Raw genomic sequence first — 24,148 nt, 5'->3', positions numbered from 1 at the left:
AAGCGCTCTAGATGGATGTGGGTTTGACCCAGCGCCTCACATGCTTGTTCAAAGGCGTCCAGCATAGGAGCAGGACCGCAGCAGTAAAAATGCGCATCTTGAGAACGGCCTGCAAGCAACTCCATCATGTTCGGTGGTCGCCCTTGTTCCTGATCGAGATGTAAGGTCAACGCCAGGGGGGGGGATGGCCCTGCGCCGAGGTCATTAGCGCCTCGATGGACTCTAGATAGGCTGCCTCTGCTCTGCTGCGCGCGCAATAAATGAGTTCGGCAGACCGACCGAGGTCGCGCAGGCGCTGCAACATGGAATAAATTGGAGTAATTCCAATGCCTCCTGCTACTAACACGCTATGACTGGCCGTTTCGTCCAGGGCAAAGTGATTGCGTGGCGTCGAGATTTGAAGTGTCTGGCCAATTCTCAGTTGCTCATGGATATGGCTTGAGCCACCGCGGCTGTTCTTGTCCTTGAGTACAGCGATGACGTAGCGTCGTGACTCACCTGGGTTGGTCAGGGAATAGCTTCGAATGAGGCCATTTGAAAGGTGCAGGTCGATATGGGCGCCTGCCTCTACTCGTGGAAATTCGACGCCATCTTCTGCAGGTCGCAATTCGACACTGATAACGCCCTGAGCCTCGTACCTCAGGTTGAAAACGAGGGCTTTCATGTGCTTGGATGTCATAGCTGAAACCGTGCTGGGCGGGGACACGCCCTGCATGTCCCCGAGTCTTTTACATGATGTGAAGACCGCCATCCACCATCAGCGTAGTGCCAGTGATGAAGGACGCTTCGGATGACGCAAACCACAGAATGGGCCAGGCCACTTCTTCGGGATGTGCCCAACGACCGATCAGTGAGGTGTCCTTGCGCTCCACTTTGAGTTGCTCCAGGCTTTTACCGACGACCTGCGCTCTCTCGACATGAAAATCAGTGAGGGTGGAGCCTGGACAAATTGCATTGGCCCGTACACCGTGTTCAGCCTCTTCAAAAGCGAGCGTACGTGTGTATGCCAGTTGCGCAGCCTTAGTCGCGTCGTACAGTGCCATCCCGCGGCGGCCAGCTACTGCGTAGCACGAGGAGACATTGACGATGCTGCCAGAACCAGAGCTTCGTAACGCCGGCAATGCCGCTCGGCAGTAATTGGACATGCCAACCAGGTTCACAGACACCATGGCTTGCCATTCTTCGGGCGTGGCATTGGCTGCGGCCGAATAGTTGCGCATGGCCGCGTTGTTGACAAGGATGTCCAGCCCCCCCCGCTCGGCGATGCACCGGGCGACGGCAGATTGGGCCTGTGCCTCATCCGTGACATTGGCTGCCAGCGTGAAGACGCTGGCGTTTGGGAACTCGCCCAGCAGCCGTTGTCGTGTACTTGCCAGAGCCTGGGCATTGGCATCAACCAACATCAAGGCTGCGCCTTCCTGACAAAACAGGCGGGCGGAAGCTGCCCCAATGCCCGCAGCGCTGCCTGTGATCAGGGCGGTCTTATTTAATAGTCTGGGTGTAGTCATGGTCTGCTCACTCCGGCTTGGCGCCTGTGTCCTTGATGACCTTGCCCCAACGCCGGATCTCGGTTCCAATCCAATCGCTGAACTGGCGCGGACTGCCGGCCACGATCTCAAACTCCATCTCCTGCAGCTTCTTGACGACATCCGGTTGCTTCAAGATCTTGACGATCTCGCGGTTGTAGCGATCAATGATCTGTGGAGGTGTTCCTCCTGGTGCTAGAAAGCCGATCCAAGAGGTTGCCTCGAAATCCTTCAGTCCCACCTCATTCAAGGTGGGTACATCCGGACTGCTGGGAAAGCGCTTCTTTCCGGTGGTTGCAATCAGTTTGAGACGGCCCTCTTTCACAAAGCCCTGAACATTACCGGGAACGAAGAAGCCCGCCTGGATGTTTCCAGCGATCAGGTCCGTGATGGCATTGCCTGCACCCCGGTAGGGGATGTGGGTCATGTGGAATCCGGCCGCAGACTTCATCATTTCCATCGTCAGGTGTGAGGCGCTACCCAGCGCCACAGATCCGTACGAGTACCTGGTGGGGTTGGCCTTGGCTTTGGCGATGAAGTCCCTCACGTCCACAAAGCCGGCGTCGGTGTTGACGACGAGGTACTGTGGCGACTTGACTGCCAGAGTGATCGGGGCCAAATCCTTCTGCGGATCAAAGGGCATCTTGTCGAACAACGTGACATTGATCGCTAGTGGGCCGTTGTAGCCCACGAGTAATGTGTGCCCGTCAGGTACAGATCGCGCCACTTCTGCCGCACCAATATTGCCGCCAGCACCTGGCTTGTTATCGACCACAAAGGGTTGACCCAGTGCTTCCTGCAGTTTCGGGGCGATGATGCGAGCCAGTGAATCGTTGGTGCTGCCATTGATGGGCACGACAATACGGACGGGCTTGGTAGGTGTCCAATCCTGAGCCAAGACCACCAGTGGTTGCATCAAAACAGTGAGGGCCAGCGTGATCCAGGGCCTTCGCCTTAGAGATCTCATAGTTGTCTCCTTTTGATTTGTAGTCACAGCCTCAAAGGCTGTAGACGGGTTTGTGGATGCTGTCGGCCAAGTGCTCCTTTGCCCATTCGACAGGATCTTGGTCTTTGGGGAGTAACACGCCAGCAGGACGTACACGCTGCGCACTGGCATCAAGTGCTGGAGGTTCAATTCCCTCTTGCAAACCCTGTGCTGCTTCATGCAGCATCCGTCGGGCCATCACGATGGCCTTGTCGGTCGGCAGCAACTGCTCAGCTTCATGGTTCTGGATGGTGCCCATGCTTTCCTGAAGCGAGAAGTCCTGTGCTGCAAACCCAAAGATGCCGCTGTAAGAGCGCTTGTCCTTTTGCGCAGCGCGATCCATGCCGTAGTCGTTGTCGCGGTTCTGTTTTGGAATAAAACTACCTGGTGCTTCGTATTCGACGTGGATGCCCTTGCCAGCCGCCATGGCTGCACGCTCTTCGGTTGACAGCGGACGGCTTGGCTGCCAATTGATGCTCCATGCCCAGCAACTGTGGTCGTCGATGGGGACCCAGACATGTCCACCCAACGCATGGGTGCCGAACGGGGCGATCAAGGTGAACCAAGGAAAGAGATACTGAGTTACCCGCCAGTAGTAAGAGTCGGGTTCGCCGTTGCGCCGGCCAAAGAGGCTCAGACCGAAGGGCGTCTTCTCGATTTCGAACTGGACGTTGCCATCCGCCTTGATGTAGTCCAGGGCCTTGCAACCTTGGTGCATTGGATCGCCATCCACCTCAAAACTGTGCACATAAGACACGTGGGCGGTGTCGATGCCGCCCTCCATGGCTTGGAGGTAATTCGAATACTGCAGTCGTTTGGAGACGAACACATGGCTGGCCGGCAGAGTGCACCACTCCAGCTCCGGCGGCGCGGGTTGCTTTTCGGCTGGACCCATGTACGTCCAGACGATGCCACCTCGTTCGATGCAGGGATACGACTTGATATGCATGCGTGCGCATGCCTGCGGCGACGACGGAACATCCACGCACTTGCCGTCACCATCGAACTTCACGCCGTGGTAAGCGCAGCGAATGCCGTTTTCTTCATTGCGACCGAAATACAGCGACACCCCTCGGTGTGAGCAGAACTCATCAATCAGGCAGGCTTTGCCGTCCGAGTTGCGGAAGGCAAGCAGCTTCTCGCCCAGCAACTGAACCCGCACCTGGGGGCCATCGGGCTCTGCAATTTCAGAGGACATCAATGCTGGCACCCAATAGCGCCGCATCAGCTGACCCATGCGCGTGCCCGCGCCCACACGTGTCAATGTTTCCGACATTTCCTTGTTCATCGTCAATCTCCATTCGTTGAGTTGTACGCCAGATGAGACGCATGTCCATTATATGGTCGAGACTTGAGGGAGCTCAAATAAAAAATACGTCTGTCCACCTGATGGACAGACTCGTACAATCCCTCCAATCGTTTACTTGAGGAGTTGCTGTGACTGCAGAAAAAGGTGGAGATGCTGTTCGTGCCGTGGATCGCGCGCTGGACATACTTTTGGCGTTCCAGCCTGAGGATCGGCAACTGACGGCCAGTGATTTGCTCAAGCGGGTCGATTTGAGTCGGCCAACGTTGTATCGCTTGTTGAAGACGCTTGAGCTGCGTGGGTTCGTGCGCACATTTGGAGAACCTCAGCAGTTTCAGTTAGGACCTGCAATCGCCCATCTGTCTCATGTTTGGGCCTCCGGCCAGGATCTGACCCAAGCGGCTCAGCCGATGATGCGTCGACTCTGGGAGCAGACTGGTGAGACCGTGGCATTGCTGGTGCAGCAAGGCCAGGATCGGATTTGTGTGGCGGAGATTCCAAGTGCGCAGGCCCTGAGCTTCAAGCGTGGCGTGGGGCATCGGGAAAAAATCACTCTGGGCGCCAGTGGCAAAGTGATCCTGGCGTTTTCACCGGAGGCGGAAACGCTCCTTGCGGCGTTGCTACCCGAAGAAGAGAGAATTGCGTACCGAGGTGAACTTGCGCGAATACACGACGCGGGTTATGCCGTGAGCAAGGATGAATTGATTCAAGGCGCCGTTGCTGTTGCAGCGCCTTTCTTTGCTGGCAGCACCAAGGTGCTCGGGTCATTGGCTGTCTATGGTCCAAGCGCTCGTGTTGATGAAGTCAGAATCGCTGAGATCGTGGCTCTCGTTTTGGCTGAGTCCCGTGAGGTGTCAAAGATCTTCGGTTTGTGAATTTCTTTACTGGTTTGGGCTTCCCTATGTCTCACGGACGTCTTGTCTGGTCAAAAAGAAGTGAATCGCAACTACCCGACCCAGCTAGAGCTGAGTCGGGTGAAAAAAAGCAATTCAATTCTTACGCTTTGCCATTGAATACCAAGCCACGAACAACACTGATCTCGTCCCCGCGTCCATGCTGAGCCACCGATATTTGGAGTTCTCATCTACCGTCACCGGCAGCCGTGCATTGAATCCAGATCCCCAAGCCAGGGGCTGGCTCGAGTCGAGCAACAGCAAGTGGGTCACCAGTCCAGTGGCCCTATGGAGCTCAATGCCCGAGATGACGGACCACCAGTTCTTGGCCTCGGTCCGAAGCTGAATGATTCCGACACCGCTGTGCTGGATGACGGTGGCAATGGCCTCGGCATCCAACCCGGTTCGGCCACGTTGGATCTCCATACCCAAGGCTTGCCAGTCCCTGCGAGAAGCAGGCCGCCTAGCCTGCAGTGAGGTGGCCAACCTTTCACACCACCCCAAACCGCCATCCCGGCTGTCCTTCGGATGCGTCACAAGGCAGAACCCTTTCGAATCCTTGGTTGGCCCTAGTCCCCGGACCTCAAAGCATGGAGCCCCATCAAACCTCAGTCCCGCACAGTAGATGTGCTCGACCTGGCGTGGTGTGGACTCAGTACTCATCGGGCAACAAGACCGTTGTGCTGGCACGATCTGCCTCCGTGATGACCCAGAACTTCTGCTTCATGACCTGGCCGTCGATGGTTCGTTCCACCTCGTAAGCTGCAAACACCCTCTGACCCGTGAGCACCGCCATCTTGTTCTGCTCGCGGTCATGTTCATCCAGATCCCCCCAATCGCCACGAACATGACGTGCCAGAAGGCGAAGCGGTGACAGCCGCATGGCGGTCAGCACCTGCAGCGCACCAGGTGTTGCAAAGATCCGCCCCAAGTTGAAAAGAGGCAAAGAGGACGCCCGCGGTTCGGTGGCGGTGTAGTCCTGGTTGTTGTTGATCGACATATCCATGATGTGATGACTCCATGTGAATGCCTGCTGCCGCGCTTCGCACCTTCCAGATTCCACCCGTAAACGATCCCTTCATCCGTCAAACGCCCATGGCTGTTCCTCGCGTGAGCGAAGCACAGTCAAGGCCAGTGACCTCAGAGAATCCAGTTGAAGGAAAGGGGGGAAAGAAACCCAGAAGCGCTGCTCGTGTCGAAACCGACGCGTTCGCAGGCGTTAAGAAAATTCCAGATCAGCGAGCCGATTCGTCGCTGACCCAGTTGTGATCAGACCGAGGCCTGTTGACCCAGATCGGTTTGCGTGGACTGGCTGCGCTCCAACCGTCGTCCCAGCTTGGCCGCCAGGGCTGAGCGGGCAGGGCGACCGGGGCGTTGATCCTGTCCGGGTGTCAGGTGTTCGGCCTGGTCAACCTGAGGTTCATTCCGAGGTTGATCCGGAGGCTCATCCTGTGGCGGAGCGAAGAACTCCTCCACGACGGCCGGCCCGTCCTCTTCCGACTCTTCGAACGCCCCCAGACTCAGTCCTTCACGCGCAGCAGCATCAAGCGCCACCTGGTCAAACCCCGTGGCCTGCCGGCGCTCCCAAGCGCTCTTGGCCTGCAGTACCGCCTCACTGGCCGTCATCCCCGACCTCACGGTCAGATCGACGTAGTAAATTGCAGCTCGCCGGGACAGCGTGGTCGACTTGCCCCGGAGCCGAAGCTCCAGAGGCATCGTCGACAACACCCCACCTGAGATTGCCTGGAAGTACTTCAATCGCGCAGCCAGCGTCCGAATGCTGTTGAACCCAGTGGTCCGGAACACGAAGCTACCCAGTTCGTCATGGTGGACATCTCCTTCTTGATCTTCCACGTCAATGCGAACATTCAGGCGCCCAAAGGGCTTGCACCCCCGGTCGCCACTCCACTCGGACGATTCAGGCGACGAGCAGGGGAGAGTTTGGACGCCGCTGCCTGTGGCGCGCCGACAGGTTTCTCCGTTGCCAACGCACACGGGCCGACCTGAGACTCGGTCAAACAAGGTGTACTGAGCCCGGAGGTTCAAGTCCGGGTCGTCAAACAGCAAGCGCACGGGAATGCTCCGGAGCTTGCTGCTTCCGGTGGGTGAGCCCTCTATGTGCTCCTCGGTACCGTCTTCACGTTCAGCTCGGCCCTTGTTTTTGCGCAGCGCTTCGTCCAAGGGATGGTTGACCCAGCTCCCGCGCATTTGCACCTGGCTGGTGATGGTGAATTCGTCATCCTTGGCAGGAAGACGCTTGCCGTCCTTCTCCACCACACGTCCGATGGAGATGCGGCCAATGATGGGCGGCGTCAATGCCAGTCCTTTGAGCATGGTGTGCTCCTTTCAAAAGTTGAGTTCTTTGCCCAGTCCAGTGGTTGAAACAAACAAGGCCTGCCGCTGGGCAGGCCTTTGTGCTGGTGGCACCATTCAGGTGTTGACCAAGAACCGTCGAGATCCAGGCTTGGTCAGGGCGTAGCGCTCTGCCAGGTCGGGCTGGTCTTTGAGCAACCTCTCCGTGTCCAGGCCCTTGCCGTCCTTGCTGCGCTTCCAGCTGATATCGCCGCCTTTAAACACCACACGGGAGGCATCTCCCATGCGCTGTTGAATACGTTGTTTCAACTGAGCCTCCAAAGCGGTGTTGGTGGTCAGTACTTCACGCACCGCCACCAGGTCCGAGAACACCCCTGACATCTCCAAGTCTTCAGAGAGGTCCAAGGTGGCTCCCGAATCCCGGGGATACAGGCAGCGAAGCGCCAGATCAGCGGAGTCCGATCCATCAGCCGAAGGTTGTTTGTCCTCCTCGACCAAAGTCCAAAACTGCCGCTCCAACTCAATGAGTTGGGTGATCATGGTTTCATCGCGCTCGATACGATGGACTTGAAGCTCCTGGCCGCAGATCAGAACCGCCACGTCAGCGGCCTGCTTGCCGGTCACTGCGAGCTGGTGCATGACTTGAAGCTGGATGTACTCGGGCACCCCGTGTTTCCACAAACGGGCGCCATTGATGCCGGCTGTCTTGCATTCCAGGATTTGAACTCCAGGCGAGCCTACGACCTCGCGATCGAGGTTGGCCAACATCCAGGGGTGTTCCGGATGCTGCAGAACGGCATTCACCTTGCGAACCCGGTTGCCGGTGCGCTTGGTGTAGTGGGCCGCCACGATGGGCTCCAGAAGGGTGCCCCAGTACATGGGGCTGCTCTCATCGTTGGAATCGTCAAAGGGCAGGGCGCCTCCACGCCCGGTCTTGACCATCCAGAGTTCGAGCTGGGATTGATAGGGGTTGAGCCCGACAGCTGCCCCAGCGTCGGAGCTGCCGATGCCACGCTGGCGAACGGCCAGCCATTGATCCCGGTTGAGGTCGGCCGTCTTGACGAGCTTCAAGGCGGGACGAGGGCGAACAGGCTTGTTCACCAATGCATGCAATGTCGCCATGGAAATCTCCAAAGTAGGTTGAGAGAAAGAACAAAGACCCCAACAAACCCACCCCAGAAAGCAAAAAGCCCCGGTCCCATCAAAGGGGCCGGGGCTATGCCGTCGAAGGCAGGGTTGAGGAATCGGAAGCGGAGAGGGAAAGAAAACGCTGTCGCCAGTTCATGAGACCAGCTGCAGTGCCTGATCCAGCGCCCGTTGCTTGAGGTTGGCCCCCTGGCCGAACCAGGCGCTGTCCAGGCGGTACTCCTGAGACCGAGCTCGACGCTCGTGGTCCACAAACTCAGTCACTGCGTTGAGCAATCCCCAGGCCGTGCCCTGGGCTGCAGCCAACTCAGCACCACGGCCTTGACCGTCGTACAGGGCCTGAACCTTCTTCAATGCGCGTTCGTTGATCAAGCCACCGCTTGGATCGGTGTGTCCATCCGTGTTGCAAAGCACCTTCAGGAAGTAGTTCATAGACTCGTGGGTCTTCACCTTGCGCTCGGAGAGCGTCTTCATGCGGTACATGAAGCTGTCCCACTGCGACACGGCAATGCCGAGTTGCTTCTTGACGGCTTGGGCGTCAAAGCTTGTGCTGTGGGGCACTTTGATGGCGCTGGTGGCGCCGTTCAGTGCAATGGTGAGAGTGTTGTTGCAGACTACCCGGACTGTGGTCGGGGTAGCCGTCGTGGCCAAGGTGCCGTCACAGGACGTGGCCAGCAGCAAATAGCCGTTGACCACGTCGGATCCCTTCAGGACAGCAGACTTGCCTGTCTTGGCCAAAGCCCAGAACTTGCGACCTTCCTTTAGGACACCCGCCGTCTCGAGCTCAAAGCCAGAGACCTCGGTCAGGTCCCGGTAGAACTCCAGGACCTCCTTGGGTTGGACGACCTGGTAGCGGTTGCCGACCACTGCCAGGGCAGCCTTGGTGTCGGATCGGTAGAGAACCTTCTGGTCCTCAAACGACATGATGGAGCCGAGAGCTCCGACCTGGTCCGCCAGGTAGCGAACCGGGGTTGAGCAGATTGACCAGTCCATACCGGCTTGTTGGGCCCAGACCTCGATGGATTGCTTGGGAGGCAGTGCGTTGCCCAGATCGTGCCAGGGAGCGGCACCCACATAGGCCATGGATTGAAGCAGATGAGCCATGGGGAAATCCTTTCGAATGAATGAAAAGAGGACGTGAAAGAGGAGGCAGAAGCGAAATGGGAAAAGGGAAAGGGAGCGGACTCGGTCTCAGCAGAAGCAGTGCTTCAAGCCGAGAAGGTGTGACCGCAGTCGCGGCACTTGAGGTTGTCGAGCAGGTTCTGGTCGACGTGGGAACCGACGGCGGTGCCAACTTCGCAGCCGAGGGCACCACCGAATAGCGCTCCCAGCAGAGCGCCGGCCATGGTTCCAACAGCAGATCCGGCAGGACCGGCAAATGCGCCAACGACAGCACCAGCCTTGGCGCCACGCCAGGCACCGGCTGCGCCACTGGCGGCGCCGGCAGCAGTACCCAGGACACCACCGGTGGTCTTGCCGATGTCGCGAGTTTCGATATGGGTGGAATTGCAATGAGGACAGGTAGTCATGGGGAAGATCTCCAAAAAATGGGTTGAGGAAGGAGTCGAGGAATGAGGGGAAGGAAATGGACGTGGAGGCCGCGAAGCCACAGGCTTTCAAAGCAGCCCCTGTTCTGCGAAGCTCAGTGCCCGGGTTCGGGTCACGATGAAGTGATCGAGAACGCGGACATCAACCAGTGCCAGGGCCGTTTGCAAGGTGGAGGTCAGTGCCCGATCGGCAGTCGATGCATCTGCCGAACCACTGGGGTGGTTGTGAGCCAGGATGACGGCGGCGGCATTTCTGGCCAGGCTCTCGATAACGATTTCTCGTGGGTAAACCGAGGTCTGTGTCAGGGAGCCCCGGAACATTTCCAGGACGTCGAGAACCTGGTGCTGGGAATCCAGAAAGACCACCACGAAAACCTCGTGGGGTTTGTCGGCGAGGAGGAGTTGCAGGTAGTCGCGGACCGCGACTGGGCTGCTGAGGTAACAGGACTGGCGGATTTCTCCGGCGAGAAGTGCCAATGCCTGGGAGACCAGGGGAGGGCGGGCGTAGGCGTTGATCGGGGCGTTGATGGGGTTGGGTGAAATTGACAGAGTGTTCAAGGTGGGATCTCCAAAAGGAAAAGGCCCCGGTGCGGGAAGCACGCGGGGCCCGGGTTGAATGAAGGAATGAATTGGGTGGGTTGCAGCAATGCCTAGACGGCATAAAGCCCGGTCACCTGTGGGTGAGCCGGGCTTCATAGGGACGTGGGTGGTCAGGAGGCCGTCGGAATCAAGACCTTTTGTCTTGGTTCACAGTCGTCATATGTGACTGAAAATGTTTGGAGTCAAGTCTCCGTCCGGCTTTGATGGCTGCTTCTGACTGATATGAACCATCCACGTACGGATGCATAAGTTGCACGAATCCATCAAAAGCGGGCATCGAATGCAGTGGGCACCAAGTTGCGTCGGCGATCTTGTGCCTGGCAAGAAGTAGCTCAGGGTATCGCTCATCAAGAACAATATGATGGTAGCTGGTGAATTTGACAGCCTGGAAAAAATTACTCGCGAACTCATCATCAATGAATCGATTCTCTAGTTTTGAGCACGTCCCAACCGAGACCCGGCGGATTTTGCGAGATCGCTTTGCGAGTAAGCTGCGTGTTGTCCCGTGGTCTCGGTTTATCGATCCAGACCGAGAAGTGACATCGGACGATTTGGTGCTCCGGTTACTGGCTGATTTGAGGATTTCTTCAAATGCAGATTGGTCTCTGGCAGAGGCCGCTTATGTCGATGCACAACCGAGCGCAAATGAACCGGCAGACCTCCAAGCGGTAGCCGATCTTGGCTGGTTACGTCGTATTTGGGGTCGTGTTGAAATTGAACTTGATCTCCGCGTGGCTATACGGCAGGCTCCGGCAGGTGTAATGGATGCCCTCAAGCTACTCCTGTCGGCTCTTGACGAGTGGCGCTACGATACAGGCGGTGGCGTTCGCGAGGTCCCTGAGTTGCGCAAGTTGGTCGAGGCGATTGAGGTTGCAGCCAACAATTCACACGAGATCTTGGCGCGAACGCCTGAATGGGTTGCCGCAAGGCTTTGGGAAAGGACCTTGGCACAAGAGACAACTGCGGATAGCGCTCTTCGTCGATGGATGGACTTGTGGCGCTTCTTGGATTCCCCGTCAATCGTTCCAAGGGCGGCTTGGGGCGGGCCGGACGCCAAGACATTTCGAGAGGCTGCATTTCGAGTGCTCACGACTGAGCAAAGTTTGGGCGGATGGGCCGAAACGCGCGATCTCTACGTTAGGAAGACGGCGCTAGCGCAGAGCGTGACTCCAGCCAACGCCGAGTCTCGATTTCCACAACCTCCCGATACCCTGGTAGACAGAGCTCTTTGGTTGCAGTCTAGAGTAATTGAAGCTCATGCATACGATTCAATGGCCATCTGCCGGGATCTATTCGGATTGGCTAGGCTACTCCTTGCCGATGTTGAAGCTGAAGAATATTCGCCTGCACCTCATGCCGCCGCGGCTCAGATAGTCGATCTGGCAATTGATCGTGCCGAGCTCTTCATTTATTTGTTGTTTCGGGTCCAAGCTTGCCCAAGGCTACTCGCAGACCTTGTCCTTTATCCTCCAAGTTCAGGTCTTGCTTGCCTCTTGATCGCTCAGTGGAGGTCGCCAACCGGCGCTTGGGATCGTCTGCTCGTGGAGCGTGACCACATAGATGGCCAGGCGGAAGCCTTTGCTGATGCGGTCTCGATACTCGGAGAACATATGCGCAAGGGACAAGCGCATGCTGGTGAGGCGGCGGCATTGCTTAGTTGGCTACATGGTCGAGCCGGGCCAGGCTTTATTGATGACGTTGGTAGTTCCGACTTGCTAATTGCGACGCTTCGCAGTGAGATTGCAAGGTGCGCCAATCCCATTGTGTTGGCTATGGTGCAATCGCTCGACGGGCCAGGCTTACATTCAGGGGTGGGGGCGTCTGAGTTTGCCGCTGTGCTCGATCTTTCCTATCTTGGTGGCATTGAGGATGAAGTAGATGCGCACGCTATAGTGATTGCCTACGCGAATTCAATCGCCACGGGCGATTACACGCTGTCGACTCACCGGATAGGGGCGTCTGGTGCAGTCACGCTGGCCCGAATCTCTGAGCGAACACCAGAACTGCGCACGAAGTTCCTTTACCCCCAGGATGTTCGCGCTCGACTGACTGCGGAGACCAATCAAGACAATGAGCTCATAATTCAACATTCGATTGGGCGTTCGTTAAGAGCGCATATCCGGATTCTCTGTCGCGCCATCATCGGTGGAGCTGGCGATGTGCCTGCAGATCTGTTTGAAGCCCTGACCACTGCTGTTCGTACGGGCGCGCTACACCACCAGGAGAAGGGGCGAGTCGCCGCGTTTGCTCCACACTTCGAGAATCATGTCGTAACGCCAAACTCCGATCGGCCACTGGCTGCTGATCTTGCGGCTACCCTGGCGTTACTTAGCCGTGATCGACAAGAAGCTTTGTTGGCAGTGATCCTCGAGACAGATGAGCCGCTCATCCTGGCGCAGTTGCTGTCCAGAAGCCCACCCCGTCTTCGTCCTGACATCGAAGGTCGCATCGCGGCAATTGCGCCGATTGACGCGGGAGCAATTCATTCCCTTCCGGAAATGCAGGCTCGAATTGATGAGCTGCTCACTGCTGGCGCCGGAGATGCTGCAGCACGCTACATGGCGGCTGAAATCGATCTCAAGACTATGGGCCCAATCCCCGGGCGCGAAGTCGTCCGGTTCCGGAACCAAGTTCGCCTCCTTTTCCTTCGAGAGGATTGGGCAGCGATTATGGCTATGGTGATACCGAACTTTTCTTCATCGCATGACCGGGACGTCGCAAACGAGACTTTGCGGCAGTTTCGTGCACTCGCGCTGATTAAGGGGCCGAAGCCAAATCCTGCGTCGGCCAAAGCACTGTTTGCGAATCTCTTCGATGAGCGACCATCTCTCGGCTTTGCCACAAACTGGTTGGCTGCCGAAATTGGCGACCTGCTTCACGCAGATAGTTTTGGAATGTTGAATGGAGAGAACATCCGTAGGGGGCAGAAGGCGATTGCAGAAGTTGAGCGGATGACTTCGCTACTTCCCGCAGCTTCCTTCGATGAAGCTTTGGAATGTAATCGCGCGCTACTGATGCTTGCCTTGGCGGAGCCGAGCCAGGCCCTTGCCATCCTATCAGCCGTGACGTTTGTTCGCTTGCAGGACACTGCGGCTGCTTATCGCGCAATAGCTCTTGCCAGATTGGGGCGGCAGTCGGAGGCCACTGCGGCGCTGGACGTCGCAGAACACACTATCGGAAGAACTGACTTGCTTACGGCTGCGCGGAGTCACATTGCAAGCGGGGCTCAATTCCTCTCGGTGCCCGGCATCTCTCTGCATGAGGATTTGGTCAAAAATGTCACCGCTGCGATTTCTCGTTTTCGACTAATGAATCCTACGGAGCAAGCTAGAGTAATTCAACAAGGGACTGACCCGTTCGAAGCCTTGCTGATCGACTATGTCCGCGCTGCCGCTGATGCTGTCGTCTCCCTCGTTCCGATGATGAAGGGTGTCCAGATTGACTCTGTCGAAGACGATCTGACTGCCTTTGTGCAGCAATTGTTGGCGGCCCGTGTTCATTTTTTAGGCTGGTCAGTTAGCGATCAGTCGAAAGGTGGATTCAGCGGCAAAGGCAATGCCGGCGAACGAGATTTGCTCGTTTCATGGGGAAGCTCTGTGCTTGCCCTAATTGAAGCAGTAATCTGCAGCAGACCGCTCACGCAAGATGCGATGAAGGCTGAACTAGAGAGTCATTTCCAGAAGCTGCTTGGGTATGGCAGTCCGAGGATCTTTTTTCATCTCACCTACGCTTACCTCGAAGACAAGCAGTCGCTAATGCAGTTCCTTGAGGTATCTGCTAAGACAGTCAGCCCTCCAGGGTTTACCTATCGTGGGCACGAACCGATCCCTCATGAGGACTCCCGGCCACCAGGCTTCGTCGCACGGTACGCCGCAGACTTTGGTGAGGTTAAGGTCGTCTTTCTTGTGCTCAATCTCGGACAGCAGCGGCAGCGACGCGCGGCGAAGGCCGCTGCTGCTACAAAGGTGCGTAAGGCACCAAGGAAGAGGAATGGCCTTCTGCCAAATGCCATACCAAATGGTCCGACAATTGATCTCAATACTGTTGCAAAATCGAACTAGGAAGTTGATGAATGAATCCAGCGTCTAGACTCTTGGCGATCGTTCAACATACGCCGCCACAGCATCAGCAGCAGGCGATGAGCGGATCTTGGTGGAGCTATCTGAATCTGGAGCCTACCGGCTCCAATGAAGTGCCATCAATTGCAGCTATGGCCGCGGTCAGTGAAGTACGTTCAATGGAGTTTCGTCTTCGACATCTTGGTGTCCCTGAAGCTCTTTACTATGACTGCGTTTCTGTCCTTCGAGAGTGGCTATCACCAGCCAACCTGAACCAGCACTGGAGTACGTATCGAGAACAAGTTCGATCTAAATCGGTCGAAATTGTGCTGAAGTGGGCTGCTTGGTCTCTCACGCAATTTGATGAGCCAGACGTCGATCCGGACGTCATGAGTCGCTTGCGGGCCGATGTTGAAGCACAGGAACAGCGATTGGCAGATGCCGCACTTCCCTATGCATTGCGTGAGATGCTAGAGCGACAAGTTGCTGACCTTAAAGCTGCTCTTCTTCTATATCGTGTCAAAGGTATGCAGCCGATCGTTGAGGCAGTGAATAAAAGCGTCGGCGAAGTCAGGAATGCCTCTGAAGAACTCGTTGCTGAGTGCGAGGTGGATAAGCCCGGTAACGCCCAAGAGGTATTCAAGAAGGCACTTGAGTTGGTCACAAATGCTGGTAGGGTTGCTGATGCAGGTTCTAAGGTCGTGAAGTTCGGAGCCGACCTTTGGCAGCTTGGTACGACTGTGTGGCCCGCAATTAATGGGCCTGCTGGTTCCTGATGCCCGACGTCACGGCCATAGTCGAGGACAGTTAAGAGGAACCTCTCAACCACGCAATGAGACGATTTCGTGCCTCATCGTCAGGTTGGGTTTGCATTTCTCGAGCCCAAGCGGAGATGATGACGCCCATGGCGTCTACGAGGAGTTCGTTGATATCCAGATAAGGCTTTGTCGTGTCTAGTCCTCCAAAAATGAGCGGCTGCAACACGGTCGTTATGCGACGGGGCGAGATTGAACGACCTTCCGTAGACATCTTTGCCGCAATGTTGCGACTAACCTCGGCAATTTCAAAATGATCGGTACCGCCCATGTATGGTCGAGCGGTACTCAAGATACGGTTTAGGTCCGCACCTTTTATGGTGGGCAACTCAGCGGCACTTAGCATGCTTGCAACTAGGCGATCACCAACAGCACCTGTGGGCTCGTCGTGTCGTCCAGGATCATAAAGGACGTTAGTCGTTCCATCCTCCAATACAGCACGCCGAATAGGTTCTATATTCAACTGGCGTAAGAACGCAGCTAGATTCGGCGCACTGCCCCAACCACCTTTAAGTTGTGGCAGCCTCTGTCGAAGAATGATGCCGAGCGCAGATAGTTGCAGAGGGTCCCTAGAGCTCGCAACGGCGTTTCGGATAACCGTTGTCGCCGCTTGCTCGAGAGACTCCTGGGGAATTTGCTCTAAGGGGCGGTCGTGTTTCCAGGCCTCCTCGTGCTCAATTGAGACTTGTTGCCTTGGAGTCCTACCGTCAGGTACCAAACCTGTTCGGCTCATTCGCCGAAAATCACGGGCAACCTCATTTTCAAAGTCAAAGACGACGCCATTGATATTCAGCTCCCGCATGAGATTGTCAAAGGTGGCCGCACCATCCCAACGCCCGTCACTTAGTTGCGCGAACTCTTGACGTAGCTGTTGCACCAGAGTTTTCAGCGGGACCGGTGCCTCAGCCTGTGTAACCAAGTCGCGGATACGGTCCGCCACCCTATTGCGAAAAGCATCGAAGTGCCTCGAAACTTGCGAAATTTCTTCTTTCAAGGGAGGCTCCGAATCCTCCATGGAGGAGAGCTGGAGCGCCTCCTGAAGAAACGTTGGAATATCAATTACTCGATCTGCAGAGGCCTTATAGGACTCAGACATTGCTCCCGCCGCAAATACGACTGTGCGTCTGTCATGTCGTCTGAGGCGGCGCAAAACTGGGGAGAAATCGGCATCTGCTGAGAAGACGACGAACTCATCAAAGTGTGTGCGATCCGCCAGAGCATCCATCACGTCCAGCACTAAGTGAATGTCTGTGGACGTTTTCCCGGTGGCGGTCATGGGGGGGCAATCCACAATTTCAAATCCCGCCTCATGAAATGGCCGACGATACTTCTGATACATCACAGGGTTGAGGTAACAACGCCGCACCAACGCGCGCCGGCTTAGGACGGTGCTTTCATCCGCATCACTACCTTCGACTCCTTGCGTTAGCCAGTGCAGCCAAAGCAAGGGCTGACGAGAGAAACGTTCGGCGGCTTCGGCGCTTATGCGTCGCAGCCCTGAATAAACGTTGTCGAAATCGACAAATAGAGCAATCTTCACCGGTTTTCCTTAGGGCTGTCTTAGTATCGAGCACACTCATGTCGGCAGCGCCGAGATTTGATGATATTTTTGGCGTACCGCGGCCCAAGCAAAGTTGGCCGCATAGATTTCCCGCGAACTGCCTCACCCCACAGCATCAGAATGTCCAAGAATTCGGGCGCGAGTAACTCGGAGCCGTCTGACTGCAGGCAGGGCGTGGCAACTATGGAATGCTCCCCGCTTGTACGGGTTGTATCGTTCCTGGCACAACTTCAAGGGGCGGTTGACGGTATCGTGAGGCGAAAGAGGCTGCTGCAAAACGCCAATCGGTGAACGCCTGCCGCGCACCAACAACGTCCACCGAGCGACTGTACTCGTAGCCTCGGCAATCTCTGGTGTTCTGAAAGAAACGTCCCAGTGGGTCGAGCATGAGATAAGACTCGTTCATTGCATCGTTGTCCTCGACGCACATGACACCTCCGTAGCGCATATGCCGGGCGACGAACGCCTCAAACCTTTCATAAGAAACGGCGAGATCATCAGTGGTCACTGGCAACATGTGGAAAACTTTCCACCGATCTGGCCTGAATGTGGCGATTGCATTGCCCATGTCGGCATCAGCATTCAGGGCGCTGACGACAGTGTTCAACTTTATGACCAGTCCTGGGTTGAGTGTCTTTGCCTTAGCCATTAATCCAGCCAGTTCCTTATTGTTCAACAATGCTCCACGAGCGTCGACTCGACCAATTGCGAGGTTCGTTGCATTGTGGTCTGAGTCGAGACTGACTCCGATCATCGAGATGAGTGGTGCGAGTTGAGAGATGAGTTCGTCTGAGATACGACGTTGAAGCGCCCCGGGGCGATTCAGAGATCTCATTCGGGAGGTCGGTCAGTCTTTTAAATGAATGAGACGCGAGACAAGCTCGTGCATCGCTGTGTAAGGTTGGATGCCATCGTTGGGATTGTTCTGCGCAGCAAGATGATGGGCTCGTTCTATGGCGTGGCTCAAGTGAGCCTGCGTTTTCCCCCAGTGACCGCCGCCGCCTTTTTCATAGTCAGGTAGGTAGGCCTTCAACCGTTCCAGCGCTTCATGTCGATGTAGCGGCGCATGCACGTCTTCGAAGTGCAATAGCAACCAGAGTTCAAAACAGGGCACCGAGACAACCACATCCAGTTGTACAGCAGCGCCTTCGTCGTTTTTGAGCTTTCCGTTCTGCGCGGCAGCCTGGGCCAGCGCCGCATGGTAGGTCTGATGCTCATCGCGGTCGAAAACCACAACGATTCGGTCAGATGCCCTCTGATGCAGGCCACGCTCAGGTGCTCCCTTGATGAAGATGGATAGGGCGTACTTCAGAACTTGCTGTGGCTCAGTCCCGAACTGGCTGTGGAGTACCAGTAGATGTGTGCTCGCCAATCGATATGAAACGGCCCCTTGAATGACAGGACACGGTCCATCGCTTATCTTTGAAGATAGGAGTAGGACTGTGAATACGAATAGGCATACGGAGTCAGTGGAGGTCATCCTCAAAGACCAGCGCCGCAGGCGCTGGTCCCCTGCGGAGAAAGCCGCCCTGGTCAAGCGCACTTATGAACCAGGGATGTCGGTGTCGCTTGTGGCTCGACAAGAAGGTGTCGCCGCCAGTTTGTTGTTTCAATGGCGCAAGCTCGAGCGTGAAGGGGCTCTGGTCGCTGTGTCTGCGGGTGAGTCAGTGGTTCCAGCATCTGAACTGGCTGCGGCCCGCGCCGAGATCGCCAAGCTCCAACGCATCCTGGGCAAGAAGACCTTGGAGAATGAAATCCTCAAGGAAGCCGTGGAGTATTCGGTCGCAAAAAAGTGGATTGCGCGCTCACCCTTGTTGCCCAAGGACGACCTGTGAAGGTGGTCTGTGACAGCTTGCGGGTGGCGCGCTCGCATGTGAACCAGCGCCGGCGTAGGCCTGAGCATTGGGTTGATGGACGCACGCAGAGAAAGTGCGCCGCTGACGATGATTTGATCCGAGAGATTCGCCAGCACATTGCCGACCTGAGCAGCTACGGCTACCGCCGGGCTTGTGCCCTCGTCAACAGGGATCGCCGTGCTCAAGGGCGTCCAGTGGTCAACGCCAAGCGTGCCTACCGCGTCATGGCGCAGGCTCACTTGCTGCTGCCCAAAGCACCCCGCCTGAAGCAGTCGAATCGGCCGCACAAGGGCAAGGTGACGGTCCCGAAAAGCGATCAGCGTTGGTGCTCTGATGGCTTTGAGATCAAGTGTGACTCCGGTGAGATCGTGACAGCGACCTTTGCCAAGGATTGCTGTGATCGAGAGATCATGGCCTGGCGCGCCTGGTCAGGCAGGGGGCTGCTGGGGGAGCCAGTTCGAGAAATGCTCATCGAAGCCGTGGAGAAGCGCTTTGGCGCGGTGGAGGCCATTCCCGAGGATCACCCGTTGGAGTTTTTAACGGACAACGGTGGTGCCTACATCTCCCACGATACCCGTCGAATTGCTCGCTCCCTGGGTTTGAAGCCTGTCAACACGCCGGTATGCAGCCCACAAAGCAACGGCATGGCTGAGAGTTTCGTGAAGACCTTCCGGCGCGATTACGTGAGCAGAATGGACCTCAGCGATGCCACACGGGTTCTGGCCCAATTGCCAGCGGCGTTCGAGCACTTCAATGAGGTGCATCCCCATTCGGGCCTGAAAATGCGCTCACCGCGTGAATTCAGGCAACATCGCCAGCGCATGAGCCAGTCAAACGGCCAGGCGCTCAATTGCGAATAGACCGTGTCCGGTCATACGGGGGCAATTCCACTGGATCTCCCGCAAGTATTGAGGCTCAGTCTTTTCGCCCTCACAGACGATCAGCAGGCGCTCATAGGGCTGACGTACGGCAGCTCTACGCTGGAGGACGCGAGCGACCTGCCGATGCTTGGGTTGGTTGTCCTTGCCCATGACGTCAATGCATCTCCGCTTTGATCGGAATGGGCCAGTCGCTGAAAAAAGGGACAGCACCGTAGCGCCCAGCCAGGTAACCTCGCTCCCAGGCTTCTTGCTTCCGAGCGCTGAAATCCGTCAGCGGGTACAGGCGGGTGGCCTGGTCGGCGTCCTTTTCTGTGAACCAGATCTGGTCACGCCGGAACAAGGTGTGATCAAGCAAAGAAGTGTCATGGGTGCTGAAAATGAGCTGCGCCCCATTGGGGTTGAGCTCAGGTGTCTGGAACATGTTGACCAGCCGTCGCACTAACAATGTGTGCAGGCTGCTGTCCAACTCATCCACCACCAGCAGGCGCCCATCGCGAAGGCAGTCCAGTACCGGAGCGATCAGGCCATATAGCCGCTGCGTTCCTTCGGATTCGTCGTGTAACTCAAACTTCGCTGAGCCATTGGGCGTGCTGTGCTCAAAAACGGGCATCAAGAACTCGTGCTCCTCCTGGCTTGCCTGTACGCCACTGGCGTTCATGACCATTTGGGCACGCATGCCCTTGCGAGGAACAGCTTGAACGTCAGCGATCGAGATGTCTGCAGCTGACAGGAATTCGCGGATTGAGGCGCGTCCCTGCTCAGTGGTCAGCAGTGCTGTTGTGAGGTCAGGCAGCACAGTTGCGCCGGCCGGCAGAAACGTGATGTTGCGCACGATCCAATTGAACACAGGACCGAGTTGTTCGCTGTTGAGTTGAGCCGCCATGGACAGGAACAACGAATTGGGACGGGTGCTGTCCTGCCAGAGCTTGCGCGGGCCTGTCAGGTAGGTGCTGAATTCGTAGTCGTAACTGTCGCCGTCGACAAGCTGTCGATTGAAGAGCTGGGTGGGCTTGCTGCTTCGATAGACCAGCAGCGATTCACTGACGATGCGCTGAGCGGTCATTGAAAACGCATACTGGTGTCGTACGCCCGACAGCAGGAACGTGATCTCGAATTCGGTGGGCTGCTGAGCGCTTGTCGCATCAAGCCTGAAAGGTTGCACGTTGTAGGTTTGGCCGGGCTGAATCACCGTTGCGGATTCGGCCACCACCGCGCGCATGTAGTCCAAGGCTCGCAACAAGCTGGACTTGCCGCTGGCATTGGGGCCATAGACCACGGCGGTGCGCAGGGCATGAGGGGCGGCCTTCAGTCCTGTGGGTGCCAAGTGTGTCTGAGCCAACTCCTTGTCGCTTGACGCGGTCAGGGTCAAGGCTTGCTCGTCACGGATGGATCGGTAGTTCCGAACCCGAAACTCAAGCAGCATTTCCTATCTCCAATCAATCAATGTCCTTATTTTTGCAGAAAAACTTCAAAAATGGATGAAATCTTAAGTTTCATGGCGAAATGAACTGATGGTGGTCTACGTGATGTGGTGCCCAATCCCTTGGCGCGTTGCTTCGCGATCAATGAGGCATGCCGCTGTGAACGGTCGCATTTGATGGGGACGACTTACCCGGCAATCCGCCTGCTCACACCCTTCCCGTCGCGTTGGTGTCCTGGCTCGGTACATTGGGCCGCTACGGCCCGTTGACCCGAGTTAGGAAGGATTGGTGCCCGTCACCTTGCCTTGCTCAAGAATCCACGACTCGATGCGTTCGTGATGAACCCGCAACAGATCGAGTGGGCGTACCGTGTAGTGCTTCTCCGCCGTGGCGCTGGGTTTGTGGCCCATGATCTGGGCAACAACGCCAGCAGGGATATCCAGCCACTCGGTAAGGGACTTGAAAGAGCGACGAAGACCGTGCAATGTGATGTGCGGGAGCCCAACTCGGGCGCAAGCTCTGCTATGGGCAACATTCGGCTTCACCATGGGCTTTGGTTCATCACGTTGAGTTCCAGAGCCGGCGAAAACATAAAGGCCTTTGTTTGGAAGCCCTGTAATGAGTCGCTGTGTATGCGGGGTCAGGGGGATGACCCTGTCACCCTCTACTTTGTCTCTGATGGTTAGCGTTCGCCAGCGAAGGTCGACGTCCTCCCATCGCAACTCCAGGATTTCACCTGGTCTAGCCCCGGTAAGTAGCAGGATTTGAAGATACGCTGATGGGGCAGCGCTCAACTGGCCGACCGCCTCAAACCACGCGGGTAGTTGTTCACGAAGCAATGCGTCGCTCTTCACACTTGGCTTTCCAAGCGCTTCTCGTGCCTTCTTTGTTTTTGCCGGATTTCGCTCAGGTGTGACGTTTGAAAAGTCAGGGTGCTCAGCGCACCAATTGAGAAAAGCCTTGAGACATCGCCACGCTAGGCGAGCCGCCGTGGGGCGTGTTTGCGATTCGGTGGCAGCCCATGCCTCAATCGTTTTTGCATCAAGATTTCTCAACTCTAGATTCATGAGGGCGTGAAGGGGGCCAGACGAAGTGATGCCTTTCCCTCTGGTTCCTCGCTTGATCAGGACGCCCCCTTGGCGAGCCAAGTTTGTGTGGTCGACATAGTGTCGTTCACCCCAGTGCGGCCGCCTGGCGACAAGGTACTCATCCCAAGCTTCTCGAACTGTTGTTGTCCTGAGCAATTCTTGGGCGGTAAGGGCTTCAAGCTTTGCCTTCTCTTCGCGAGCAATGGCTCTGGGATCTTGACCCGAGTCAATCATGACCTTGAGCCGCATCGCCTCTTTGCGAGCTTGGTCGATAGACCAATCAGGAGCCGTGCCGATACTGATCCGGATGGTGCCTCCGTTCAGCCGCGATTCGAACACGTAGGTTCTTCTGCCTGTGGGCGTCACGCGCAAGGCTAACGTGGGTGTTTCGGTGTCCCAAAGGAAGGCTTGGGATTTCGACTGGGGACACACGAAGTCGTTGACTCGACCTGTGGTCAGGCGGGCTCTTGTTTTTTGTTCGCTCATGGTGACTTGAAATCTGTAGGCAATCTGTAGGCAAATTTGGTCTATTTCAAGTCATTCTAATCAACTTTGAAGGTTTCAGTTTACATTCAAAAATTATTGTAAGTTGTTGATTTGTAATGATTTTATCAACATAAATCAACGGGGGGGAATATGTATTTTGTCGGACTCGAAATCCGATATACAGTTATGCTGTATCGAGGGTTCGAATCCCTCTCTCTCCTCCAAGACAACGGTCTGTTGCTACTGAAAAGTAGCACAGGCCGTTTTTCTTTGTCTGTCTGAAACTGGCTTTTCAAGCTGGCACAGTCATCAGCGCCAGCAAAGTTGGCTGCAAAAACGCGCTACAACGTGTTTGTCCACGAGCCAGCACCCAAGCCCTTGCCTCGACACCGTCGAGCTGTTGTGCGCTGGATTTGCCCCCACGCTGCGCAGGAAATCACTGAGCCAATACAAGGGACTCGAAAGATCGGCGAAGACCGTGCAAGGCGATGTGAGGAAGCCCCGCTAACGTGCAGGCTTTGCCTTCAGATTCAGCCGCATCCAGAAGCCCGCCCGGCGAGGAGGCATGCCCAGCGATTCCAAGGGCAGGCTCTGGATTCACCCGGCCTGAATAGATCCTCAAGAACTCCCATGCAGGACTTGGCGTCCGTTGCAAGGCTGGGCTTGCTCAGACGCTTGAAGACGTCATCCAGTCGTTTTACGAGTGCCGGTGGCGCTGGAAAAGTGACTTTCGCGTTGGCCAAAACCAGCTTCAAGAATGATGTTGGCTGTTTGCCAAAAATGGTCTTCAAGGATCTTGCAGGCCAGGTCTGCATCCTTGCCCATGACCGCTTCCATCAACTGTTGATGTTCATCTGCAGTGTTCCGTCCCTGGCTTGCCGGTACGTCAGTTGAACTGTTTCGGTACTTCTCGGCCAGATTTCTGTAGCGCTCGGACTTGTCGTAGAGCAGTCCGCACAGGCGCATCAACCATTCCGAGCGGCAACCCGAGACCAGCGACTCGTGGAACTGCCGATGAGCCAGCGCCCAGGCGGCGTGTTTCTCAACTGAAGTAGGCAGGTCGGTCCGTGAGAGTCGGTGGAAGCTCGACAGGATCCGCGTCTCCCATTCCACATCACCGCGCTCTACAGCTTGGCGCAAGGCCAATTGTTCGATCTGGATGCGGGTTTGCGTGAGGTCGACCAGCTCTTCCTGTGAAACCGGCGCGACGCAAAAGCCGCGCTGCTCTTCCGATTCGACCAGTCCATCCGTCACCAGGCGTGACAAGGCCTCCCGGATGGCGGTGGACCCGATGTTGTATCGCTCGCTCAAGGTCTGGATGCGCAGGCGCTCGTCCGGGCGCAGCTCGCCAAGAAGGATGTCGGCACGCAGCGCTTCAAACGCCATGGTGGTGAGGCTGCGGGCATTGGGGGCGACTGGGGCAGTTGCAGTGGGTGTGGCCATGAAGCAAGTGGGTGGGAATCGAACTGAAAGCTTACAGGCTCGCAATGATGGATGAGCCTGCGTTTTGTGTCCAGATCATTGTTTCTATGGATATCCCTAAGAAAAATATATAAAACACAACTTAATATATGTATCAGCCCGGTAGCAATGTACCGGTCGCCAGGTGAGAGGTTCACATCACCCCAGAAGGGGAAAAGAGGAGACTTAATGAGGACAGATATGA

The 24,148-nt window shown here is 56.4% G+C and carries 21 protein-coding genes and 1 tRNA gene; 5 read left to right on the top strand and 17 right to left on the bottom strand.

Annotated features, from left to right (window positions below):
• Positions 1-166: 166 nt before the first annotated feature.
• From F624_RS36315 to F624_RS0129290, 4 genes are all read right to left on the bottom strand, one after another.
• On the bottom strand, positions 167-664 hold the full coding sequence (locus F624_RS36315; protein ID WP_281170964.1) for a ferredoxin reductase: 498 nt from the start codon (positions 662-664) through the stop codon (positions 167-169).
• Positions 665-728: 64 nt separating this feature from the next.
• Positions 729-1,508 carry an SDR family NAD(P)-dependent oxidoreductase gene (locus F624_RS0129300; protein ID WP_031256697.1) on the bottom strand — a complete coding sequence of 260 codons (780 nt, stop codon included), beginning with the start codon at positions 1,506-1,508 and terminating at the stop codon, positions 729-731.
• Positions 1,509-1,515: 7 nt separating this feature from the next.
• Complete coding sequence (locus F624_RS0129295; RefSeq protein WP_051107586.1) at positions 1,516-2,442, bottom strand: Bug family tripartite tricarboxylate transporter substrate binding protein; 927 nt, start codon at positions 2,440-2,442, stop codon at positions 1,516-1,518.
• Positions 2,443-2,524: 82 nt separating this feature from the next.
• On the bottom strand, positions 2,525-3,799 hold the full coding sequence (locus F624_RS0129290) for a Rieske 2Fe-2S domain-containing protein (protein WP_019577944.1): 1,275 nt from the start codon (positions 3,797-3,799) through the stop codon (positions 2,525-2,527).
• Between the two features lie 149 nt (positions 3,800-3,948).
• On the opposite strand from F624_RS0129290, the gene F624_RS0129285 reads away from it, so the two are divergent.
• Positions 3,949-4,692 carry an IclR family transcriptional regulator gene (locus tag F624_RS0129285; protein WP_031256696.1) on the top strand — a complete coding sequence of 248 codons (744 nt, stop codon included), beginning with the start codon at positions 3,949-3,951 and terminating at the stop codon, positions 4,690-4,692.
• A gap of 114 nt (positions 4,693-4,806) precedes the next feature.
• On the opposite strand, the gene F624_RS0129280 is transcribed toward F624_RS0129285, so the two are convergent.
• The 7 genes from F624_RS0129280 to F624_RS0129250 all read right to left on the bottom strand — a co-directional run bounded on the left by F624_RS0129280 (position 4,807) and on the right by F624_RS0129250 (position 10,274).
• Entirely contained in the window at positions 4,807-5,136 is a 330-nt protein-coding gene (locus F624_RS0129280) for a hypothetical protein (protein WP_019577942.1), read from the bottom strand.
• Between the two features lie 226 nt (positions 5,137-5,362).
• Positions 5,363-5,716, bottom strand: coding sequence for a hypothetical protein (locus F624_RS0129275; RefSeq protein ID WP_211224191.1), 354 nt, complete (start codon positions 5,714-5,716; stop codon positions 5,363-5,365).
• Between the two features lie 263 nt (positions 5,717-5,979).
• Positions 5,980-7,044, bottom strand: coding sequence for a recombination directionality factor (locus F624_RS0129270; RefSeq protein ID WP_019577940.1), 1,065 nt, complete (start codon positions 7,042-7,044; stop codon positions 5,980-5,982).
• 96 nt (positions 7,045-7,140) lie between these two features.
• Entirely contained in the window at positions 7,141-8,145 is a 1,005-nt protein-coding gene (locus F624_RS0129265; RefSeq protein WP_019577939.1) for a YqaJ viral recombinase family nuclease, read from the bottom strand.
• Between the two features lie 159 nt (positions 8,146-8,304).
• A complete protein-coding gene (locus tag F624_RS0129260; RefSeq protein WP_019577938.1) occupies positions 8,305-9,273 on the bottom strand; it encodes a DUF932 domain-containing protein in 969 nt (322 codons plus the stop codon).
• 104 nt (positions 9,274-9,377) lie between these two features.
• Positions 9,378-9,698 (bottom strand): glycine zipper domain-containing protein, encoded by a 321-nt coding sequence (locus F624_RS0129255; protein ID WP_031256693.1) that lies wholly within the window; start codon positions 9,696-9,698, stop codon positions 9,378-9,380.
• A gap of 87 nt (positions 9,699-9,785) precedes the next feature.
• Positions 9,786-10,274 carry a JAB domain-containing protein gene (locus tag F624_RS0129250; protein ID WP_019577936.1) on the bottom strand — a complete coding sequence of 163 codons (489 nt, stop codon included), beginning with the start codon at positions 10,272-10,274 and terminating at the stop codon, positions 9,786-9,788.
• 413 nt (positions 10,275-10,687) lie between these two features.
• Here F624_RS0129250 and F624_RS35190 point away from each other — a divergent pair, with 413 nt between their 5' ends.
• Positions 10,688-14,377: a hypothetical protein gene (locus tag F624_RS35190; protein ID WP_157443690.1), complete on the top strand. Its 3,690-nt coding sequence runs from the start codon at positions 10,688-10,690 to the stop codon at positions 14,375-14,377.
• Positions 14,378-14,388: 11 nt separating this feature from the next.
• Positions 14,389-15,150 (top strand): hypothetical protein, encoded by a 762-nt coding sequence (locus tag F624_RS35185; RefSeq protein WP_157443689.1) that lies wholly within the window; start codon positions 14,389-14,391, stop codon positions 15,148-15,150.
• Between the two features lie 31 nt (positions 15,151-15,181).
• Here F624_RS35185 and F624_RS34470 read toward each other — a convergent pair whose 3' ends face one another.
• The 3 genes from F624_RS34470 to F624_RS34465 all read right to left on the bottom strand — a co-directional run bounded on the left by F624_RS34470 (position 15,182) and on the right by F624_RS34465 (position 18,122).
• Complete coding sequence (locus tag F624_RS34470; protein ID WP_084679772.1) at positions 15,182-16,729, bottom strand: NYN domain-containing protein; 1,548 nt, start codon at positions 16,727-16,729, stop codon at positions 15,182-15,184.
• Positions 16,730-16,931: 202 nt separating this feature from the next.
• Complete coding sequence (locus F624_RS0129210) at positions 16,932-17,585, bottom strand: viperin family antiviral radical SAM protein (protein ID WP_211224190.1); 654 nt, start codon at positions 17,583-17,585, stop codon at positions 16,932-16,934.
• Positions 17,586-17,597: 12 nt separating this feature from the next.
• Entirely contained in the window at positions 17,598-18,122 is a 525-nt protein-coding gene (locus tag F624_RS34465; protein WP_019577931.1) for an RloB family protein, read from the bottom strand.
• Between the two features lie 97 nt (positions 18,123-18,219).
• Here F624_RS34465 and F624_RS0129190 point away from each other — a divergent pair.
• A protein-coding gene (locus tag F624_RS0129190) for an IS3 family transposase (RefSeq protein WP_425387347.1) occupies positions 18,220-19,466 on the top strand; the annotation gives its coding sequence in 2 pieces (ribosomal slippage) (positions 18,220-18,532 and positions 18,532-19,466; 1,248 coding nt in all).
• 175 nt (positions 19,467-19,641) lie between these two features.
• Here the strand turns inward: F624_RS0129190 and F624_RS0129185 are convergent.
• Positions 19,642-20,910, bottom strand: a complete 1,269-nt coding sequence (locus F624_RS0129185; protein ID WP_019577927.1) for an AAA family ATPase — start codon at positions 20,908-20,910, stop codon at positions 19,642-19,644.
• 273 nt (positions 20,911-21,183) lie between these two features.
• Positions 21,184-22,482, bottom strand: coding sequence for a tyrosine-type recombinase/integrase (locus tag F624_RS0129180; RefSeq protein WP_031256683.1), 1,299 nt, complete (start codon positions 22,480-22,482; stop codon positions 21,184-21,186).
• A 141-nt stretch (positions 22,483-22,623) separates the two neighbouring features.
• Between F624_RS0129180 and F624_RS0129175 the strand changes: the two genes are divergently transcribed.
• Positions 22,624-22,706 (top strand) — tRNA-OTHER (locus F624_RS0129175).
• Between the two features lie 460 nt (positions 22,707-23,166).
• Here F624_RS0129175 and F624_RS0129170 read toward each other — a convergent pair.
• Positions 23,167-23,868 (bottom strand): GntR family transcriptional regulator, encoded by a 702-nt coding sequence (locus tag F624_RS0129170; protein ID WP_245573766.1) that lies wholly within the window; start codon positions 23,866-23,868, stop codon positions 23,167-23,169.
• Positions 23,869-24,148: the final 280 nt, after the last annotated feature.

The organism is Curvibacter lanceolatus ATCC 14669, assembly GCF_000381265.1.
GTDB lineage: Bacteria > Pseudomonadota > Gammaproteobacteria > Burkholderiales > Burkholderiaceae_C > Curvibacter > Curvibacter lanceolatus.
The sequence above is the reverse complement of the archived record's forward strand: the minus strand, read 5'-3'. Positions and strand labels throughout refer to the sequence as shown.

Excerpts from the sequence above, each read along its gene's own strand:
- F624_RS36315 (WP_281170964.1), bottom strand. The coding sequence starts at position 664 with ATGAAAGCCCTCGTTTTCAACCTGAGGTACGAGGCTCAGGGCGTTATC.
- F624_RS0129270 (WP_019577940.1), bottom strand. The coding sequence starts at position 7,044 with ATGCTCAAAGGACTGGCATTGACGCCGCCCATCATTGGCCGCATCTCC.
- F624_RS0129290 (WP_019577944.1), bottom strand. The coding sequence starts at position 3,799 with ATGAACAAGGAAATGTCGGAAACATTGACACGTGTGGGCGCGGGCACG.
- F624_RS0129275 (WP_211224191.1), bottom strand. The coding sequence starts at position 5,716 with ATGGATATGTCGATCAACAACAACCAGGACTACACCGCCACCGAACCG.
- F624_RS0129280 (WP_019577942.1), bottom strand. The coding sequence starts at position 5,136 with ATGGAGATCCAACGTGGCCGAACCGGGTTGGATGCCGAGGCCATTGCC.
- F624_RS0129255 (WP_031256693.1), bottom strand. The coding sequence starts at position 9,698 with ATGACTACCTGTCCTCATTGCAATTCCACCCATATCGAAACTCGCGAC.
- F624_RS0129210 (WP_211224190.1), bottom strand. The coding sequence starts at position 17,585 with ATGAGATCTCTGAATCGCCCCGGGGCGCTTCAACGTCGTATCTCAGAC.
- F624_RS35185 (WP_157443689.1), top strand. The coding sequence starts at position 14,389 with ATGAATCCAGCGTCTAGACTCTTGGCGATCGTTCAACATACGCCGCCA.
- F624_RS0129300 (WP_031256697.1), bottom strand. The coding sequence starts at position 1,508 with ATGACTACACCCAGACTATTAAATAAGACCGCCCTGATCACAGGCAGC.
- F624_RS0129170 (WP_245573766.1), bottom strand. The coding sequence starts at position 23,868 with ATGGCGTTTGAAGCGCTGCGTGCCGACATCCTTCTTGGCGAGCTGCGC.
- F624_RS0129180 (WP_031256683.1), bottom strand. The coding sequence starts at position 22,482 with ATGAGCGAACAAAAAACAAGAGCCCGCCTGACCACAGGTCGAGTCAAC.
- F624_RS0129260 (WP_019577938.1), bottom strand. The coding sequence starts at position 9,273 with ATGGCTCATCTGCTTCAATCCATGGCCTATGTGGGTGCCGCTCCCTGG.
- F624_RS0129265 (WP_019577939.1), bottom strand. The coding sequence starts at position 8,145 with ATGGCGACATTGCATGCATTGGTGAACAAGCCTGTTCGCCCTCGTCCC.
- F624_RS0129295 (WP_051107586.1), bottom strand. The coding sequence starts at position 2,442 with ATGCAACCACTGGTGGTCTTGGCTCAGGATTGGACACCTACCAAGCCC.
- F624_RS0129185 (WP_019577927.1), bottom strand. The coding sequence starts at position 20,910 with ATGCTGCTTGAGTTTCGGGTTCGGAACTACCGATCCATCCGTGACGAG.